This window comes from Mycobacterium sp. (assembly GCF_035653355.1).
Taxonomy (GTDB): Bacteria; Actinomycetota; Actinomycetes; order Mycobacteriales; family Mycobacteriaceae; genus Mycobacterium.
This window is the reverse complement of sequence record NZ_DASRBZ010000438.1, coordinates 1-2,962: the sequence shown is the minus strand read 5'-3', so window position 1 is coordinate 2,962 and position 2,962 is coordinate 1. Positions and strand designations below refer to the sequence as shown.

Here is a 2,962-nt window from a genome sequence, read left to right as displayed (position 1 = left end):
CATCTGGGCGAATTCGGGTCCAGGGAAGCGATCGCGGCGACCAAATCCGAACTGCCACAAGCGGTCCCGCCATCCGGCGTGGTGATACTCAATGCCGACGACCCGGCAGTGGCGGCGATGGCCGACAAAACCGCGGCCCGGGTGGTGCGGGTCAGCCGAAGCCAAAGCTCCGACGCCGGCCCCAGTGACGTCTGGGCCGGGCCGGTCACCCTCGACGAGCTGGCCCGCCCGCACTTCACCTTGCACACCTGCGACTCCGCCGTCGACGTCCACCTCGGCGTGCACGGCGAACACCAGGTCAGCAACGCGCTATCCGCCGCAGCCGTGGCGTTGGAATGCGGAGCCAGCCTCGAGCAGGTGGCGGACACGCTGGCCAGTGCCGGACCGGTGTCGCGGCACCGCATGCAGGTGATCACCCGCGCCGACGGGGTGACCGTCATCGACGACGCCTACAACGCCAACCCCGACTCGATGCGCGCCGGGTTGCAAGCACTGGCCTCGATCGCCCATCAGGCACCGCAGCCGCGTCGCAGCTGGGCGGTGCTGGGGGAGATGGCCGAACTCGGCGACGACGCGATAACCGAGCATGATCGCATCGGCCGGTTGGCGGTGCGCTTAGATGTGTCTCGTCTCGTTGTCGTCGGAACCGGGAGGTCGATGAGCGCCATGCACCACGGCGCGGTGATGGAGGGCTCGTGGGGGGCCGAGGCCATTCCCGTCGCCGACGCCGACGCCGCGCTGGCGTTGCTGCGCGCCGAACTGCAGCCGGGAGATGTGGTGCTGGTCAAGGCCTCCAACGCCGCCGGGCTCGGTGAACTGGCGGATGCGCTGGTCGCCGACGTTGCCGGCGATGGCCGGGGCGTTCGGTCATGATCGAGATCCTCATCGCCGTCGGCATTTCGTTGACGGTGTCGATCTTGCTGACCCCTGCCTTGATCCGGTTGTTCACCAGGCAGGGGTTCGGCCACGAGATTCGCGAGGACGGCCCCCCGAGTCATCAGACGAAGCGCGGCACGCCGTCGATGGGCGGGGTGGCGATCCTGGCCGGCATCTGGGCGGGCTACTTGGGCACCCATCTGGCGGGCCTGGCCTTCGACAGCTACGGACCTTCGGCCTCAGGGCTGCTGGTGTTGCTGTTGGCCACCGCGCTCGGCGCCGTCGGCTTCGTCGACGACCTGATCAAGGTGCGGCGGTCACGCAACCTGGGGTTGAACAAGACCGCCAAGATGGTCGGCCAGATCACGGCGGCGGTGTTGTTCGCGGTGCTGGTGTTGCAGTTCCGCAACACCGACGGCCTGACCCCGGCCAGCTCCGACCTGTCCTATGTACGCGAAATCGCCACGGTCACTTTGGCTCCCGCGTTGTTCGTCCTGTTTTGCGTGGTCGTGGTCAGTGCATGGTCGAATGCGGTCAACTTCACCGACGGCCTCGACGGGCTGGCCGGCGGGTCCATGGCGATGGTCACCGCGGCCTACGTGCTGATCACGTTCTGGCAGTACCGCAACGCCTGCGCGACCGCGCCGGGACTGGGTTGCTACAACGTGCGCGACCCCCTGGATCTGGCACTGGTCGCGGCCGCGACAGCAGGCGCCTGCATCGGCTTTCTGTGGTGGAATGCCGCGCCGGCCAGGATCTTCATGGGCGACACCGGATCACTGGCGCTGGGCGGAATTCTCGCGGGCATCTCGGTGACCAGCCGCACCGAGATCCTCGCCGTCGTGCTGGGTTCGCTGTTTGTCGCCGAGATCACCTCGGTGGTGCTGCAGATCCTGGCCTTTCGCACCACCGGTCGGCGGGTGTTCCGAATGGCGCCCTTCCACCACCATTTCGAGCTCGCAGGCTGGGCCGAGACCACGGTCATCGTGCGGTTTTGGCTGCTCACCGCCATCAGCTGCGGTCTGGGTGTGGCCCTGTTCTACAGCGAGTGGCTGGCCGCGATCGGCGACTGACATGGGGCACGAGGCCGGGCTGAACCCGCTCGCACCGGACGCGCCCGTACTGGTGGCCGGCGCCGGGATGACGGGGCGTTCGGTGCTCGCCGCGCTGGCGCCCCTGGGGGTGCGACCGACCCTGTGCGACGACGACCCAGCCGCATTGCAGCACTACGCCGAAGGCGGGGTGGCCGCGACGAGTCCGTCCGCCGCCGCGCAGCACATCGGCGACTATGCGCTGGTGGTCACCAGTCCCGGCTTTCGACCGACCGCGCCGCTACTGGCCGCTGCCGCCGCGGCCGGCGTGCCGATCTGGGGCGACGTCGAACTAGCCTGGCGGCTTGACGCCTCCGGCCACTACGGGCCGCCACGCCGCTGGCTGGCGGTCACCGGCACCAACGGCAAGACCACCACCACCTCGATGCTGCACGCCATGCTCACCGCGGCCGGCCTCAACGCCCGGCTGTGCGGCAACATCGGCAACCCGCTGCTGGACGCCCTGGCCGAGCCTGCCGAGTTGCTGGCGGTGGAACTGTCCAGTTTCCAGCTGCACTGGGCGCCGTCAGTGCGGCCCGAGGCCGGCGCAGTGCTCAACATCGCCGAGGACCACCTGGACTGGCACGGCAGCATGGCCGCCTATACGGCGGCGAAGGCACGAGTGCTGGGCGGCCGGGTAGCTGTGGTCGGGCTCGACGATGATCGCGCAGCAGCGCTGCTGGACACCGCGAGTGCGCCCGTGCGGGTCGGGTTCCGGCTCGGCCAACCGGCTGCCGGGGAGCTCGGCGTGCGCGACGGGCAGCTGGTCGACCGGGCTTTCGCCGACGACCTCGCGCTGGCGCAGGTCGACTCGATACCGGTGCCGGGGCCGGTGGGCGTGCTCGACGCGCTCGGCGCTGCGGCGCTGGCCCGCTGCGTCGGGGTGCCCGCCCAAGCGGTCGCCGACGCGCTCGCGTCTTTTCGCGTCGGGCGACACCGCGCCGAGGTGGTGGCCGTCGTCGACGGCATCAGCTACGTCGACGACTCCAAGGCCA

3 protein-coding genes are annotated in these 2,962 nt (G+C 69.8%); all 3 read left to right on the top strand.

Annotated elements, in window-relative coordinates:
• Nucleotides 1-873: UDP-N-acetylmuramoyl-tripeptide--D-alanyl-D-alanine ligase (locus tag VFA16_RS15080; protein ID WP_324968596.1), on the top strand; the 873-nt coding region annotated here is incomplete at its 5' end.
• Nucleotides 870-1,949: a phospho-N-acetylmuramoyl-pentapeptide-transferase gene (gene mraY, locus VFA16_RS15075; protein WP_324968595.1), complete on the top strand. Its 1,080-nt coding sequence runs from the start codon at nt 870-872 to the stop codon at nt 1,947-1,949. The genes VFA16_RS15080 and mraY, both read left to right, overlap by 4 nt.
• Nucleotide 1,950: 1 nt before the next feature.
• A partial coding sequence (gene murD / locus VFA16_RS15070) for a UDP-N-acetylmuramoyl-L-alanine--D-glutamate ligase (protein ID WP_324968594.1) occupies nt 1,951-2,962 on the top strand: 1,012 nt, incomplete at its 3' end.